Source organism: Streptomyces scabichelini, assembly GCF_011045015.1.
GTDB classification, from domain to species: Bacteria; Actinomycetota; Actinomycetes; order Streptomycetales; family Streptomycetaceae; genus Streptomyces; species Streptomyces scabichelini.
In genome coordinates this window covers 1-14,102 of sequence record NZ_JAAKZY010000092.1, presented here as the reverse complement: position 1 = coordinate 14,102, position 14,102 = coordinate 1, and the positions used below count along the sequence as shown (strand labels likewise).

At 71.0% G+C, this 14,102-nt stretch carries 15 protein-coding genes; 13 read left to right on the top strand and 2 right to left on the bottom strand.

What is annotated here, in order from left to right; genetic code table 11:
• Positions 1-187: 187 nt before the first annotated feature.
• Genes hisD through hisF form a run of 8 tightly spaced genes read left to right on the top strand, consistent with a single transcriptional unit; the run spans position 188 to position 5,960 of the window.
• Positions 188-1,510, top strand: a complete 1,323-nt coding sequence (gene hisD, locus G5C60_RS26595) for a histidinol dehydrogenase (protein WP_165263447.1) — start codon at positions 188-190, stop codon at positions 1,508-1,510.
• On the top strand, positions 1,507-2,622 hold the full coding sequence (locus G5C60_RS26590) for a histidinol-phosphate transaminase (RefSeq protein ID WP_165263446.1): 1,116 nt from the start codon (positions 1,507-1,509) through the stop codon (positions 2,620-2,622). Before hisD ends, G5C60_RS26590 begins: the two co-directional genes overlap by 4 nt.
• Positions 2,619-3,221 (top strand): imidazoleglycerol-phosphate dehydratase HisB, encoded by a 603-nt coding sequence (gene hisB / locus G5C60_RS26585; protein ID WP_165263445.1) that lies wholly within the window; start codon positions 2,619-2,621, stop codon positions 3,219-3,221. Before G5C60_RS26590 ends, hisB begins: the two co-directional genes overlap by 4 nt.
• 4 nt (positions 3,222-3,225) lie before the next feature.
• Positions 3,226-3,390, top strand: coding sequence for a hypothetical protein (locus G5C60_RS26580; protein WP_165263444.1), 165 nt, complete (start codon positions 3,226-3,228; stop codon positions 3,388-3,390).
• On the top strand, positions 3,381-4,031 hold the full coding sequence (gene hisH, locus G5C60_RS26575) for an imidazole glycerol phosphate synthase subunit HisH (RefSeq protein WP_165263443.1): 651 nt from the start codon (positions 3,381-3,383) through the stop codon (positions 4,029-4,031). Before G5C60_RS26580 ends, hisH begins: the two co-directional genes overlap by 10 nt.
• A complete protein-coding gene (priA, locus tag G5C60_RS26570; protein ID WP_165263442.1) occupies positions 4,031-4,783 on the top strand; it encodes a bifunctional 1-(5-phosphoribosyl)-5-((5-phosphoribosylamino)methylideneamino)imidazole-4-carboxamide isomerase/phosphoribosylanthranilate isomerase PriA in 753 nt (250 codons plus the stop codon). The genes hisH and priA overlap by 1 nt, the downstream gene beginning before the upstream one ends.
• A complete protein-coding gene (locus G5C60_RS26565) occupies positions 4,780-5,169 on the top strand; it encodes a RidA family protein (RefSeq protein ID WP_165263441.1) in 390 nt (129 codons plus the stop codon). The genes priA and G5C60_RS26565 overlap by 4 nt, the downstream gene beginning before the upstream one ends.
• Positions 5,170-5,204: 35 nt before the next feature.
• Positions 5,205-5,960 carry an imidazole glycerol phosphate synthase subunit HisF gene (hisF, locus tag G5C60_RS26560; RefSeq protein WP_073936537.1) on the top strand — a complete coding sequence of 252 codons (756 nt, stop codon included), beginning with the start codon at positions 5,205-5,207 and terminating at the stop codon, positions 5,958-5,960.
• A 39-nt stretch (positions 5,961-5,999) separates the two neighbouring features.
• Here the strand turns inward: hisF and G5C60_RS26555 are convergent, their stop codons facing one another.
• The gene (locus tag G5C60_RS26555) at positions 6,000-6,641 is read right to left on the bottom strand and encodes a TetR/AcrR family transcriptional regulator (RefSeq protein ID WP_165263440.1); all 642 of its coding nucleotides are present in this window, start codon (positions 6,639-6,641) and stop codon (positions 6,000-6,002) included.
• Positions 6,642-6,772: 131 nt separating this feature from the next.
• Here G5C60_RS26555 and G5C60_RS26550 point away from each other — a divergent pair, with 131 nt between their 5' ends.
• The 5 genes from G5C60_RS26550 to G5C60_RS26530 all read left to right on the top strand — a co-directional run bounded on the left by G5C60_RS26550 (position 6,773) and on the right by G5C60_RS26530 (position 13,137).
• Positions 6,773-8,317, top strand: a complete 1,545-nt coding sequence (locus tag G5C60_RS26550) for a purine-cytosine permease family protein (RefSeq protein ID WP_165263439.1) — start codon at positions 6,773-6,775, stop codon at positions 8,315-8,317.
• Positions 8,310-9,404, top strand: coding sequence for an S-methyl thiohydantoin desulfurase domain-containing protein (locus G5C60_RS26545; protein WP_206440025.1), 1,095 nt, complete (start codon positions 8,310-8,312; stop codon positions 9,402-9,404). Before G5C60_RS26550 ends, G5C60_RS26545 begins: the two co-directional genes overlap by 8 nt.
• A complete protein-coding gene (locus G5C60_RS26540) occupies positions 9,401-11,008 on the top strand; it encodes a hydantoinase/oxoprolinase N-terminal domain-containing protein (protein WP_165263438.1) in 1,608 nt (535 codons plus the stop codon). The genes G5C60_RS26545 and G5C60_RS26540 overlap by 4 nt, the downstream gene beginning before the upstream one ends.
• Positions 11,009-11,101: 93 nt before the next feature.
• Positions 11,102-11,689 (top strand): ArsR/SmtB family transcription factor, encoded by a 588-nt coding sequence (locus G5C60_RS26535; RefSeq protein ID WP_165263437.1) that lies wholly within the window; start codon positions 11,102-11,104, stop codon positions 11,687-11,689.
• Between the two features lie 125 nt (positions 11,690-11,814).
• Positions 11,815-13,137, top strand: a complete 1,323-nt coding sequence (locus G5C60_RS26530) for an MFS transporter (RefSeq protein WP_338145929.1) — start codon at positions 11,815-11,817, stop codon at positions 13,135-13,137.
• Positions 13,138-13,368: 231 nt separating this feature from the next.
• Here the strand turns inward: G5C60_RS26530 and G5C60_RS26525 are convergent, their stop codons facing one another.
• Positions 13,369-14,004, bottom strand: coding sequence for a TIGR03085 family metal-binding protein (locus G5C60_RS26525; protein ID WP_165263436.1), 636 nt, complete (start codon positions 14,002-14,004; stop codon positions 13,369-13,371).
• Between the last annotated feature and the right edge of the window lie 98 nt (positions 14,005-14,102).

Here is a 14,102-nt window from a genome sequence, read left to right as displayed (position 1 = left end):
TCCTCCCTCCCGAGCTACTCGCGGGTTTCGTACAGTCGTTCATGTCATGCCCGCTGAGTGACGGCCGAACACTCACAGTGAAGGTGATCTTCTGGGGTGGACGTCGTGGTGGACGTCGTGGTGGACGTCGTATCAGCGATTGATACAGCCGTCCGGCGCCCGATCGCCGTCTGAGAGAATTGGCTTTGTGATCTCTCGAATCGATCTGCGCGGCGATGCCCTCCCCGAGGGCTCGGCCCTGCGCGACCTGCTGCCCCGAGCCGACTTCGACGTCTCGGCCGCCCTGGAGAAGGTGCGTCCGATCTGCGAGGCCGTACATCATCGGGGCGACGCGGCGCTGATCGACTACGCGGAGAAATTCGACGGCGTACGGCTGGACCAGGTGCGGGTGCCCGCCTCGGCCCTCGACCGCGCCCTCGAAGAGCTCGACCCGGCCGTGCGTGCCGCCCTGGAGGAGTCGATCCGCCGCGCCCGCATCGTCCACCGCGAGCAGCGCCGCACCACGCACACCACCCAGGTCGTGCCCGGCGGCACGGTCACCGAGAAGTGGGTGCCGGTCGAGCGGGTCGGGCTGTACGCGCCCGGCGGCCGGTCCGTCTACCCGTCCTCCGTGATCATGAACGTGGTCCCGGCGCAGGAGGCGGGCGTCGAGTCGATCGCGCTCGCGTCCCCCGCACAGTCGGAGTTCGGCGGCCTGCCGCACCCCACGATCCTGGCCGCCTGCGCACTGCTCGGCATCGACGAGGTGTACGCCGCCGGTGGCGCCACGGCCGTCGCGATGTTCGCGTACGGCACCGAGTCCTGCCCGCCCGCCAACATGGTCACCGGACCCGGCAACATCTGGGTCGTCGCCGCCAAGCGCTACTTCACCGGCAAGATCGGCATCGACTCCGAGGCCGGCCCGACCGAGATCGCGATCCTCGCGGACGAGACCGCCGACCCGGGGCACGTCGCCGCCGACCTGATCAGCCAGGCCGAGCACGACCCGCTCGCGGCGGCCGTCCTCGTCACGGACTCCGTCGCGCTGGCCGACGCGGTCGAGAAGGAGCTGGAGCCGCAGGTCGCGGCCACCAAGCACATCGAGGACCGGATCACCCCGGCCCTGGCGGGCAGGCAGTCCGCGATCGTCCTGGTCGACGGCGTGGACGAGGGCCTGCGGGTCGTCAACGCTTACGGCGCGGAGCACCTGGAGATCCAGACGGCCGACGCTCCCGAAGTCGCCGACCGGGTACGGAACGCCGGCGCGATCTTCGTCGGTCCCTGGGCGCCCGTGTCGCTGGGCGACTACGCGGCGGGCTCCAACCACGTCCTGCCGACCGGCGGCTGCGCCTGCCACTCCTCGGGGCTCAGCGTCCAGTCCTTCCTGCGCGGCATCCACATCGTCGACTACACGCGCGAGGCCCTCGCGGAGGTGGCCCGCCATGTGGTGACGCTCGCCGAGGCCGAGGATCTGCCCGCGCACGGTGCCGCGGTCAAGGCACGCTTCGACTGGAAGGTGCCGAGCGAGTGACCGGCATTGACGATCTTCCCGTACGCGACGAACTGCGCGGCAAGTCCCCCTACGGCGCGCCCCAGCTCGACGTCCCCGTACGCCTGAACACCAACGAGAACCCGTACCCGCTGCCCGAGCCGCTCGTCGAGCGGATCGCCGAGCGGGTGCGCGAGGCGGCCCGGAACCTGAACCGCTACCCCGACCGGGACGCGGTGGAGCTGCGCACCGAGCTGGCCAAGTACCTGACGGACACCGGCATGTACGCGGTCGGCGTCGAGAACGTGTGGGCGGCCAACGGCTCGAACGAGGTCATCCAGCAGCTGCTGCAGACCTTCGGCGGACCCGGCCGTACGGCGATCGGCTTCGAGCCCTCGTACTCGATGCACGGCCTGATCGCGCGCGGCACAAGCACCGGCTGGATCTCCGGGCCCCGGAACGACGACTTCACGATCGACCTCGCCGCCGCCGAGCAGGCGATCGCCGAGCACCGGCCGGACGTCGTCTTCATCACCACCCCCAACAACCCCACGGGCAACGCGGTTCCGCCCGAGACGGTCATCGCGCTGTACGAGGCCGCGCAGGCGTCGAAGCCGTCGATGGTGGTCGTGGACGAGGCGTACATCGAGTTCAGCCACGGCGACTCGCTGCTGCCGCTGCTCGAAGGCCGGCCGAACCTGGTCGTCTCGCGGACCATGTCCAAGGCCTTCGGGGCGGCGGGACTTCGCCTCGGCTATCTCGCCGCGCACCCGGCGGTCGTGGACGCCGTCCAGCTCGTACGGCTGCCGTACCACCTGTCGGCCGTCACGCAGGCGACCGCCCTTGCCGCCCTGGAGCACACCGAGACGCTGCTGAAGTACGTCGAGCGGCTGAAGGCCGAGCGGGACCGGCTGGTCGGCGAGCTGCGCGCGATCGGCTACGAAGTGACCGAATCGGACGCCAACTTCGTGCAGTTCGGGCGGTTCGACGGCAGCGCGGGATCCCACGAGGCCTGGCAGAAGATCCTCGACCGGGGCGTCCTGGTCCGGGACAACGGCGTACCGGGGTGGCTGCGGGTCTCCGCCGGTACCCCCGAAGAGAATGACGCGTTCCTCGATGCGGTACGCGAACTCAAGAAGGAGCAGAGCGCATGACTCGCGAGGGGCGTGTTGGAAGAGCTGAACGGAACACCAAGGAGACCTCGGTCGTCGTCGAGATCGACCTCGACGGCAGCGGAAAAGTCGACGTGTCGACCGGGGTCGGCTTCTACGACCACATGCTCGACCAGCTCGGCCGCCACGGCCTGTTCGACCTGACCGTGAAGACCGAGGGCGATCTGCACATCGACTCGCACCACACCATCGAGGACACGGCTCTGGCGCTGGGCGCGGCCTTCAAGCAGGCGCTCGGCGACAAGGTGGGGATCTACCGGTTCGGCAACTGCACGGTCCCGCTGGACGAATCGCTCGCCCAGGTGACCGTCGACCTCTCCGGCCGCCCGTACCTCGTGCACACCGAGCCCGAGAAGATGGCGCCGATGATCGGCGAGTACGACACGACGATGACCCGGCACATCCTGGAGTCCTTCGTCGCCCAGGCGCAGATCGCGCTGCACGTGCACGTGCCGTACGGGCGCAACGCGCACCACATCGTGGAGTGCCAGTTCAAGGCGCTCGCCCGGGCGCTGCGGTACGCGAGCGAGCGCGACCCGCGGGCCGCCGGCATCCTTCCGTCCACGAAGGGCGCGCTGTAAAGCCATGAGCGGACTGTCCACCGTACTGATCGTCGTCGGGCTCTTCCTGCTCGGCGGCGTCTACTCCTTCGTCAAGCAGCAGATGCCGAAGAGCCTCATCGTGCTGCTCTCCATCGGTGCCGCGATGTGTCTCGCGGCGGGAATCCTCCGGCTGGAGGTGTGGAATTGAGCGCCCCCACCAAACAAGTGGTCGTCTTTGACTACGGCTTCGGCAACGTACGGTCCGCCGAACGTGCTCTCGCGCGCGCGGGTGCCGAAGTCGAGATAACACGCGACTACGACAAGGCCATGAACGCGGACGGGCTGCTGGTGCCCGGTGTCGGTGCCTTCGCCTCCTGCATGCACGGGCTGAAGGAGGCGCGCGGCGACTGGATCGTGGAGCGGCGCCTGGCCGGCGGCCGTCCCGTGATGGGCATCTGCGTCGGCATGCAGATCCTCTTCGCGCGCGGCATCGAGCACGGTGTGGAGACCGAGGGCCTGGACGAGTGGCCCGGCTCGGTCGAGCCGCTCCAGGCCGACATCGTGCCGCACATGGGCTGGAACACCGTGGAGGCCCCGGCCGGTTCGGAGCTGTTCGCGGGCCTGGACCCCGACGCCCGGTTCTACTTCGTCCACTCGTACGCCGTCCACGACTGGACCATGGAGACCGCGAACGCGGCGATGCGGGCACCCGTGGTGACCTGGTCGACACACGGCAAGCCCTTCGTGGCGGCCGTCGAGAACGGCGTGCTGTGGGCGACGCAGTTCCACCCCGAGAAGTCCGGCGACGCCGGAGCGCAGCTGCTGAAGAACTGGATCGGAACCCTCTGATGACGTCGAATCCCTCTGGGAATCCCTCTGGGAAGCTCGAACTCCTCCCCGCCGTCGACGTCCGTGACGGCCAGGCGGTGCGCCTGGTGCACGGCGAGTCCGGTACGGAGACCTCGTACGGCTCTCCTCTGGAGGCCGCTCTCGCCTGGCAGCGGGCGGGCGCCGAGTGGCTGCATCTCGTCGACCTGGACGCCGCGTTCGGCACGGGCGACAACCGTGGGCTGATCGCCGAGGTCACAAAGGCGATGGACATCAAGGTGGAGCTGTCGGGCGGTATCCGGGACGACGCCTCGCTGGCCGCCGCCCTGGCCACGGGCTGCACGCGCGTGAACCTCGGCACGGCCGCCCTGGAGACCCCCGAGTGGGTCGCCAAGGTCATCGCCGAGCACGGCGACAAGATCGCGGTCGGTCTCGACGTACGCGGTACGACGCTGCGCGGGCGCGGCTGGACCCGCGACGGCGGTGACCTGTACGAGACGCTGGAGCGCCTCAACAAGGAGGGCTGCGCGCGGTACGTCGTGACGGACATCGCGAAGGACGGCACGCTGCAGGGCCCGAACCTGGAGCTGCTGAAGAGCGTCTGCGCGGCGACGGACCGCCCGGTGGTGGCGTCCGGCGGGGTGTCCTCCCTGGACGACCTGCGGGCCATCGCCGAGCTCGTACCCCTCGGTGTCGAGGGCTCCATCGTCGGGAAGGCCCTGTACGCGAAGGCGTTCACCCTGGAAGAGGCCCTGGAGGCTGTGGCGTCATGAGCGATGCCGTGCGGCGCGTGCAGAGCGGAAGCCCCTGGGAGGAGTCCTTCGGTTTCGCACGCGCCGTCGCGGCGGGCGACCGCGTCCTGGTGGCGGGCACGACATCCTTCAAGGGCGACGTGCTGTACGGGGAGGGCGACCCGTACGAGCAGGCGAAGGTGGCCTTCGCCAACGCCCTGGACGCGATCGGCGAGTTCGGGCTCGACGCCGAGTCCGTGCTCCGTACGCGGATGTACCTCACCCACGCGCGGGACGTGGACGAGGTGGGCCGGGCCCACAAGGAGTTCTTCGACTCCGTGCGCCCGGTCTCGACCCTGCTGATCGTGGACGGCTTCGTCGATTCGCGCATCCTGGTCGAGGTGGAACTGGAAGCCTTCAGAGGCTAGAAGCGCATTTTTTGCTGGTGAGGAGCCGTGAATTCATGACCCTGGCGGTCCGAGTCATCCCCTGCCTGGACGTCGACAACGGCCGGGTCGTCAAGGGCGTCAACTTCCAGAACCTGCGCGACGCGGGCGACCCCGTCGAGATGGCCAAGGTGTACGACGCCGAGGGCGCCGACGAGCTGACGTTCCTGGACATCACCGCGTCGTCGGGCAACCGCGAGACGACGTACGACGTGGTGCGGCGCACGGCGGAGCAGGTGTTCATTCCGCTGACGGTCGGCGGTGGGGTCCGTACCACCGAGGACGTCGACAAGCTGCTGCGGGCGGGCGCGGACAAGGTGGGCGTGAACACGGCCGCCATCGCCCGGCCCGACCTCATCCGTGAGATCGCGGAGCGGTTCGGACGGCAGGTGCTCGTCCTGTCGGTCGACGCGCGGCGGACCGAGAGCGGGTCCTTCGAGGTGACGACCCACGGCGGCAGGCGCGGCACCGGCATCGACGCCGTCGAATGGGCGCACCGGGCCGCCGAGTTGGGCGCGGGTGAGATCCTGCTCAACTCGATGGACGCGGACGGGACGAAGGACGGCTACGACCTGGAGATGATCGCGGCGGTACGCAAGCACGTGACCGTCCCCGTCATCGCCTCCGGTGGCGCGGGCAAGCTGGCCGACTTCCCGCCGGCCGTCGCCGCGGGCGCGGACGCCGTGCTCGCCGCGTCCGTCTTCCACTTCGGGGATCTGCGGATCGGCCAGGTGAAGGAGACGTTGCGGGGAGCGGGACACCCGGTTCGCTAGGACGTCGGTCGTCAGTCGGCACCCGGTTCGCTGGGACTGTCAGTCGTCGAACGCCGAGGCCAAAGCGTCCCGTTCGAGGCCCAGCGCGGTTTCGGTGAAGTGGGCGATGGTGCGGCGGACGTCCACGATGCCCAGGTTCACGCCGATCGAGGAGTGGACGATGACGCCGTCGAGGGCCGTGAGCAACTGCCAGGCCAGGGCGTCCGGGTCGTGCGGGGTGAAGCGTCCCTCGCTTACGCCCCGCTCCAGGACCGTGGCCAGACGGCCGTGGGTGACGCGCATGGTGTGGTCCACGGCCGCGTGGACCCTCGGCTTGCGGGCCGCCATGTACCAGGCGTCGAGCCACACCGTCTTGTGCGGCTCCGGGCTCTCCGAGACCCAGACGCGCAGCATGTGACGCAGTCCTTCCACCGCGTCGCCGAGTTCCTCGACCTCCTGGAACGTGCGCTCGAAGTCGGTGGTGACGGCGTGGGTGAACGCCTCCGCCTCCAGCGCCTCCACGGCGTCGAAGTAGTGGTGGACCAGGCCGGGTGCACAGCCGAGCCGGGCGGCGACACTGCGGTACGTCACGGCCGCGAGCCCCTCCTCCAGTGCGACCGCCGCGGCTGCCTCGATGATCTCCTGTCGCCGCTCGGCGGGGGCCAGACGCCGGCTCCTGGCGGTGGGCTGCGGTGCGCTCATGGGGCTCTTCCTACGTCAGCCGGTACGGCCCGTGCAAACTCCAGGTTACTTTTATTGGCTTCCAGGCCAATAGTTCTTGACCGGTTCGTGCCCCCCGTGGTCGACTCCTGCCGTCCGTTTCTGTTGGCCTCATGGCCAATAAGATCGTGGTAGACAACTTCTGGGCGGTGGCACCCATGGACCCTCAGCCGGTACTGACACCCGCGTCGGCGGGCCCGCCCGGCCCGGACGGCTCCGGCGGGCCGGGCGGGCCGGGCGGGCCGGGCGGCTCGGGCGGTGACCTGCCCGGCCGCGTCGAGGTGCGCGGCATCGACCACATACCCGACGCCGAGCGCCACGGGCGTCCGCGCGAGCTGTTCTGGGTGTGGTTCGCCGCGAACATCACGTACCTCTACTTCGTCCTCGGCGGCGTCGTCCTGCTGCTCGGGCTGACCCTCTGGCAGTCCGTGCTGGTACTCGTCGTGGGCAACCTGTACTGGGTCGGCGTGGGCACGCTCGCCATCAGCGGTCCGCCGTCCGGCACCCCGAGCGTCGTCGTCACCCGCGCGATGTACGGCGTGCGCGGAAACCGGCCCTTCAGCGCGGGCATCGGCTGGCTCGTCGCGATCGCGTACGAAGCCGTCAACCTCGCCCTCGGGGCGCTCGCCGGATTCGCGCTGGCCGACCACGCCGGGCTGACCGTCTCCGGTCCGGTCAAGGTGATCGTGCTGCTCTTCACCGCCGCGGTGACCTTCGCCGTCAGCATCTTCGGCCATGCGACGATCGTGCGGCTCAGCCCGTACTTCACCGCCGTGCTCGCCACCGTGATGGTGCTGCTCGCGGTGTTCGTGCTGCGGGAGGCCGACACCGGCTACGTACCGGAGGCCCCCCTGCACGGCGCGGACCTGTGGGCCACGCTCTCGATCGGCGTCGCGATCATCGCCGCCGTGCCGCTGTCCTGGGCCAACGGCGCCGACTACGCGCGCTATCTGCCCCGCACGGTGTCGCTGCCCCGGGTTCTCGCCCACACGGCGCTGGGCGCTTTCCTGCCCGCCGTGGTGCTCGGCGTCCTCGGTGTCCTCGCCGGCACCCGCATCGACATGGGCGATCCGCAGGGCAACCTCGCGGACATCGTGCCCGGCTGGTTCTATCCGGTGTTCCTGTTCGTCATCGTGTTCAGCTCGATCACGAACAACATCCTCACCGCCTACTCCTCCGGCCTGTGCCTCCAGTCGATGGGGCTGCGCGTGAGCCGGGCGCGCTCGGTGTTCCTCGACGCCGCGCTCAGCATGGCGATCGCCTCGTACGCCCTGTTCGTCCACGACTTCACCGACACACTCAGCCGGCTCCTCGAGATGACCGTGGTCGTGCTCGCTCCCTCCATGGCCCTGTACGTCGCCGACATCGTGCTGCGCCGCAACCGCTACGACGGTGTCGCCCTGCACGACGAGACGCGGACCAGCCGCTTCTGGTACCGCGGCGGGTTCAACGTCGCGGGCGTGGCCGCGCTCGCGACGGGTACGGCCGTCTCCGTGCTGTGCGTGAACACCTCCGACTTCCAGGGGCCGCTGTCCGAGGCGCTGGCGGGCAGCGACGTGAGCTTCGTGGTCGGGCCCGCGCTCACCGTGGCGGTGTACGCCGCGCTGTGGCGCTGGAGCGAGCGGCCCGCCCGTCCTCAGGAGGCCGGCCGTGGCTGAGCCGATGGTCCTGACCGCCGACGACCTCGACGACCTGGCACTCGGCTGCGCCGTCTACGGCACCGGTGGCGGCGGCGACGTCTCCGGTGAGCTGTTGGCCGCTTCCGTGGCCCTGAAGACGTACGGCGACGTCCCCCTCGTACCGATGACAGATCTGCCGGCGCACGGACTGATCCTCCCGCTGTCGATGATCGGCGCGCCCACCGTCGCCCTGGAGATGCCGGGCAGCGGCCGGGAGGCGGAGGCGGCCCGGGCCGAGGTCGAGCGGCTGACCGGGCGGCGGGTCGTCGCCGTGATGGCCGCGGAGATCGGCGGCGCGAACGGCGTGGCACCGGTCGGCTGGGCGGCCCGGCTCGGGCTGCCCCTGCTGGACGCGGACGGGATGGGACGTGCCTTTCCCGAGCTGCAGATGGTGTCCATGCACGTCGCGGGCCTGAAACCCGAGGTCGTCGTCCTCGTCGACGCGCTCGGCAACACGGCCTCGCTGCGGCCGGTCGACGCGGTGTGGGCCGAGCGCTGGGGGCGGGCTCTGTGCGTCGCCTCGGGCTCGTCGGCGCTCATGGCCGACCACTTGCTGACGCCCGCCGACCGGGACGCGGTGGTCCACGGGTCGGTGTCCCGGGCCCTGGAGGTGGGCCGGGTGCTGCGAACCGCCGATGAACCCATGGAGGCTCTGGTCGCCGCCCTCGGCGCCCGGCGTCTTGTGACCGGCGTGCTCGAGGACGTGGACCGGGACACCGACGAGGGGTTCGTCCGCGGGAGCGTGACCGTCTCCGGGCGTGGCGCCGACCACGGGCGGCATCTGCGCATCGAGCTGCAGAACGAGAACCTGGTGGCGTGGGAGGACAGCGCGGTCCTCGCGAGCGTTCCCGACCTGATCACGGTGTGCGACACGCAGACGGGCATCCCGATCGCCACCGAGTCCCTGCGCTTCGGCCAGCGGGTCACGGTGCTCGCCTGGCCGTGCGACCCGCTGTGGCGCACCCCGCGCGGCCTGGAGGTCGCGGGCCCGGCGGCCTTCGGATACGAGCACCACTACATGCCGGTGGAGTGGACCGGCCTGCTGATGGAAGAGGGCCGCCGATGACCTGCCACCCCTCGTCGACCCACAACTCCTCGTCGACCCGCAACCCCTCTTCCCGGCTGCGGATCGGCATCGACGTGGGCGGCACCAACACCGACGCCGTGGCGCTCGACGCACGCGACCGGCTCGTCGCCCGCGCCAAGCGCCCGACCACGGACGACGTCACCGGCGGCATGCGCGCCGCGCTCGAAGCGGTCCTGGCGGAACTGGGGGAGCGGTCCCGGGACGTACGCGCCGTCATGCTCGGCACGACCCACGCCACCAACGCCGTCGCCGAGCGCCAGGGCCTCGCCCGGGTCGGCGTCCTGCGTATCGCCGGACCGGTCGCCGACGCGGTCCCGCCGCTCGCCGCCTGGCCGTCCGACCTGTACGGGAAGGTCGTGGCCGGTGTCGCCGGGGTCGACGGCGGTCATCTGATCGACGGGCACCCGGTGGCCCCGCTGGACATCGAGGCCGTCAAGCGTTTCCTGGGGGAGGTCGCGGGACGAGCCGAGGCGATCGCCGTGACCTCGGTGTTCGGGCCCGTGCACCCTGAACACGAACTGCGCGTCGCCGAGCTCGTACAGGCCGAACTCGGCACTGGAGTGCGCGTCTCGATGGGCCATCAGATCGGCGCCCTGGGCCTGTTGGCACGGGAGAACTCGACGGTCCTCAACGCGGCGCTCGGCCCCGCGATCGCGGTGGTCACGGCGGCCCTCTCCCGGGTCGTCGCCGACCACGGCCTCGACGCCGCCACCTACTTCGCGCAGAACGACGGCACGCTCATGGAGGCGGCCCACGCCGACCGCTTCCCCGTGCTCACCATCGGCTCCGGACCGTCGAACTCGCTGCGCGGCGCCGCGCTGCTGACCGGCCGGAGCGATGCCATCGTCGCCGACGTCGGGGGTACCACGACCGACCTGGGCGTCCTGGTCGACGGCTTCGCGCGGGAGAGCGCCGCCGGGTGCGTCATCGGCGGCGTACAGACGAACCTGTCCATGCCCGACGTGCTGTCCATCGCGTACGGAGGTGGCACCGTCGTCCACGACACCCGCGTCGGACCCGACTCCGTCGACCGGGCGATCACCACGCGTGCCCTGGTGTTCGGCGGCGACACGCCCACGCTCAGTGACGCGGGTGTCTTCGCCGGACGGATCGCCCTCGGGGACCGCGACCGCATCGCCGACCACCGGGACGGCGGGGTGGCCGCCCGGCTCAAGACGGCGGTGGAGGACTTCGACACCGAGTTCTCCCATGCCGTGAGCCTCGTCTCGCACGGCCGCCGCGACCAGCCGGTCATCGCCGTCGGCGGCGCGGCAGGCCTGATCCCCGACACGGTCGGTGGGCATACCGTCGAACGGCCCCGCCACGCGGATGTCGCCAACGCGGTCGGCGCGGCCATCGCCCTCGTCGGCGGCGAGCACGAGACCGTCGTCCCGGCCGGTTCGGGACGCCGGGAAGCCCTCCAGGAGGCGCGCGCCACCGCCGTCGAGCGGGCGGTCGAGAGGGGCGCGGACCCCGACGACGTGTCCGTCGTCCGCATCCGCGAGGTGCCTCTCAGCTACGGCGGGCGCCGGTCGATCAGGGTCACCGTGAAGGCGGTCGGGCGGCTGGCGGATCCCGGCTGAGACCCAGGAGATACGAAGGAATACGAAGAGATGCGAAGGAAAAGTTGCGCAATATAAGTTGCGCAACTTTTCCTTCGTATCTACCGTGAGGTCATGGCAGACAAGGAGAACCGTCGGATCACGGATCTGGGCACGCTCAAGGCGTTCGCCCACCCGCTGCGCATGAAGCTCTACCGAAGCCTGACCGTGGCCCGGGTCGCCACCGCCTCGCAGCTGGCGGAGCAGGCCGACGAGGCGGTCTCGCTGGTCAGTTACCACCTGCGCAAGCTCGCGGAGCACGGGCTGATCGAGGAGGCCGAACCGCAGAGCGGGGACGGCCGGGAACGCTGGTGGCAGCCCGCCTCGGACGGGGTGAGCATCCGTGACGAGGACTTCCGCGACGCGCCGGAGAAGGCCGCGGCCCACTCCGCGGCCAGTCGGCTCTTCTTCGAGCAGCGCAATGAGATGTACCGGCGCTACCTCGACGAACGCCATGCCTGGGGGCCCGAGTGGAACCGCGCCGTCTCGGACTCCGAGTCGACGCTGCGGCTGACGGCTGACGAACTCTCCCGGCTCACCGAGGAGTTGCTCGCCGTCATCAACAAGTACGACGAGAAGGGCCGCGCCGACGAAGCGGCCGGTGTCACGGCGGGGCGCGAGAACGTCGCGCTGCATGTGTACGGGTTTCCATTCCGGACTTGAGAGTCGGGTGCCGTTCCGCATTCGCGTCCGCGTCAGTCCGCGTCCGCTTTCGCGTTCGCGTTCGCCCGAAAGAGGCCACCGCCCGCCCGAGAGGGTCCACCTCCCGCCCGAGAGAGGCCACCGCCGTGACCGCCCCCACCGCGATATCCCGGCCGCTCGCGCCGGAGCGCCCCGCCCACCGCGACCCCAACGTCCTGCGCTGGCTGGGCGCGTACGCCTCGTCGGCGATCGGGGACAACGTCTACTACATCGCCCTGTCCTGGGCGGCCGTACAGACCGGAACCCCCTCCCAGGCCGGCCTGGTGATGGCCGTGAGCGCCGCGCCGCGTGCCCTGCTGATGCTGGGCGGGGGAGTGCTCGCCGACCGCTTCGGGCCGCGCCGCGTCCTGATCGTCTCCGACTCCGCACGCTGCGCGGCCGTCCTCGCGGTCGCCACGCTCCTGCTGGTGAGCAGCCCGGGGCTGTGGCTGCTGGCCCTGCTCGCGGTCGTCTTCGGCACGCTCGACGCCGTGCTCATGCCCGCCCTGGGCGCCCTCCCGGCCCGTATCACCGCACGCGGCCAACTCGCCCGAGTCCAGGGCATGCGCGGCATGGCAAGCCGCCTCGCCAACGTCGTGGGGGCGCCGCTGGGCGGCCTGGGCGTCGCACTCGGGGGTGCGGCGGCGGCCTTCGGAGTGGCGGCGCTGCTGTTCGCGGCGTCACTGCCACTGGTGATGGCCGTACGCATGGGGCGACCGGCCACGGAAGGAAAACGGGCGGGGCGTGGCGCCTGGGACAAGCCCGCCGAGGAGATGCCTGCCGCCCGTGCCGTGCCCGTCCGCGAGACGTCCGCCAACCGTTCCCCGCGCGGGGAACTCCGCGCGGGTCTCCGCCACATCCGCCGTCACCCTGTCCTCGCCCGGCTCATCCTCGTCATCGCTCTCAGTGAGCTGGGCTTCGTCGGGCCCCTGAACGTCGGCCTGACCCTGCTCGCGGACGAGCGCGGCTGGGGTGCCCCCGGGATGGGCTGGGTGCTGGCGGGCTTCGGCGTCGGGGCGGGAGCGGCAGCCATGCTGCTGACCGTGCGGGGGCGAATGCCGCGCGCGGGGCTCGTCCTGTCGGTGACGATCGCACTCGGTGCGGTCGCGATCGGCGGGCTCGCGTACGTTCCGACGGTCGCCGCCGCCGTCGCCGTGGCCCTCGTCATCGGCCTGCTCGCCGGGCTCAGCGGTGCCCTGTGCGGGGCGCTGATCCAGACCGAGTCCGACCCGGCGTACCTCGGCCGGGTGACCTCCGTCTCGACCCTCTTCAGCCTCGGCCTGGCCCCGCTCACCTTCCCGCTGACCGGCGCCGCGATCGGCCTCTGGGGCACGGCCCCCGTCTTCACCGCCAGCGCCACGCTCTGCGGCCTGGGCGGCATCTACGGCCTGTGCGCCCGCCCCTTGCGCCGCGCCGAACTCCCGGGTTGAGCGGCCTTGGTCAAGTCCGGTGCGGTATGGCGCCCCATAAGGGGCGCGGGGAACTGCGCGACCAGCCACGACGAACCCGCAGCTTCGAACCGCGCCCCCAGCGGAACGCTCCGTGCCGCCTCGGCAACACCTGTCCAGCCGACGCCGGCCGGCGGACACCCGCACCGGTGAAATACGGCGCGTCCGGCCCGCGCCGTACCAGACGCGCCGCTGCTGACAGTTGATGCGGCGCTAGATCCCCAGCTGCTTCGTCTCGTGCAGCTTCGCGATCGCGTCCTTGTCGCCCTCCAGCTCGACGTCGGCCGCGTTCTGCCGGCCATACGTGAACATCAGCAGCTCGGAGGGCTCGCCGGTCGCCGTCACGACCGGTGTGCCCCGGTGGGCGACCGCCGTCTGGCCGTCCGGGCGGCGCAGCACCAGGCCGGTCGGGACGCCGCGGCCCACGAGGCGGGCCGTCCGTTCCAGACGCGACCAGAGGGCGTCCTGGAAGACGGGGTCGAGCTCGCGCGGCGTCCAGTCGGGCTGCGCACGGCGTACGTCCTCGGTGTGGACGTAGAACTCGACGATGTTCGCCGCCTCGTCGATCTGTTTGAGCGAGAAGGGCGAGAAGCGCGGCGGACCGGTACGGATCAGCTGGATCAGCTCCTCGTACGGCTTCTCGGCGAACTCCGCCATCACCCGGTCGAGGCGGGGCGCGAGCTGCTTGATCAGAGTGCCGCCCGCGGCGTCCGGGCGGCGCTCGCGCACCACCACGTGGGCGGCCAGATCTCGGGTGTTCCAGCCCTCGCACAGGGTCGGGGCGTCCGGGCCCTCGGCCTCCAACAGATCGGCGAGGAGAAGTCGTTCACGCTTGGCATGGGTCGACATGCCTGCCAGCCTACGACCGGCTACGTGGTCCGCACAGTGGACGCCGCCCGGACAGGCCGTACCGGCGCGGCACAATGGCTCCCATGACCCGCACGCCC

Coding starts and splice junctions, on each gene's coding strand:
- hisB (WP_165263445.1), top strand. CDS start 2,619: ATGACTCGCGAGGGGCGTGTTGGAAGAGCTGAACGGAACACCAAGGAG.
- G5C60_RS26565 (WP_165263441.1), top strand. CDS start 4,780: ATGAGCGATGCCGTGCGGCGCGTGCAGAGCGGAAGCCCCTGGGAGGAG.
- G5C60_RS26555 (WP_165263440.1), bottom strand. CDS start 6,641: ATGAGCGCACCGCAGCCCACCGCCAGGAGCCGGCGTCTGGCCCCCGCC.
- G5C60_RS26540 (WP_165263438.1), top strand. CDS start 9,401: ATGACCTGCCACCCCTCGTCGACCCACAACTCCTCGTCGACCCGCAAC.
- hisF (WP_073936537.1), top strand. CDS start 5,205: ATGACCCTGGCGGTCCGAGTCATCCCCTGCCTGGACGTCGACAACGGC.
- G5C60_RS26525 (WP_165263436.1), bottom strand. CDS start 14,004: ATGTCGACCCATGCCAAGCGTGAACGACTTCTCCTCGCCGATCTGTTG.
- G5C60_RS26550 (WP_165263439.1), top strand. CDS start 6,773: ATGGCCAATAAGATCGTGGTAGACAACTTCTGGGCGGTGGCACCCATG.
- priA (WP_165263442.1), top strand. CDS start 4,031: ATGACGTCGAATCCCTCTGGGAATCCCTCTGGGAAGCTCGAACTCCTC.
- G5C60_RS26580 (WP_165263444.1), top strand. CDS start 3,226: ATGAGCGGACTGTCCACCGTACTGATCGTCGTCGGGCTCTTCCTGCTC.
- G5C60_RS26535 (WP_165263437.1), top strand. CDS start 11,102: ATGGCAGACAAGGAGAACCGTCGGATCACGGATCTGGGCACGCTCAAG.